Source organism: Lysobacter korlensis (assembly GCF_042434515.1).
Genome location: NZ_JBHLTG010000068.1, coordinates 1 through 502 on the forward strand (window position 1 = coordinate 1; position 502 = coordinate 502).

Annotated in this window: 1 rRNA gene; it reads left to right on the forward strand. The window is 55.0% G+C overall.

The window, feature by feature from the left end:
• A 23S ribosomal RNA gene (locus tag ACFFGH_RS34480) occupies nucleotides 1-502 on the forward strand; the annotation flags it as partial.

Genomic DNA, 502 nt, shown 5'->3' on the forward strand with positions numbered 1-502 from the left:
GGAAGGCGTAGGCGATGGACAACAGGTGGATATTCCTGTACCACCTGACGGTGTTTGAGTGATGGAGTGACGCAGGAAGGCAAGGTCAGCGCGCTGTTGGTTATGCGCGTCCAAGCTGTAAGGCTGATGGTGAGGCAAATCCCGCCATCTTAAGGCTGAGCAGTGATGGGGAGGGAATTAAAGTACCGAAGGACCTGCACCTACACTGCCAAGAAAAGCTTCTAGCAAATCGTCAGGTGCCCGTACCCCAAACCGACACAGGTAGGCGAGGAGAGCATCCTAAGACGCTCGGGAGAACTCTCGTTAAGGAACTCGGCAAAATGCCCCCGTAACTTCGGGAGAAGGGGTGCATGCCAGGGTGCATAGCCCAGGCGTGCCGCAGTGAAAAGATCCAAGCGACTGTTTATCAAAAACACAGGTCTCTGCTAAACCGAAAGGTGACGTATACGGACTGACGCCTGCCCGGTGCTGGAAGGTTAAGAGGAAGGGTTAGCCTCACGGC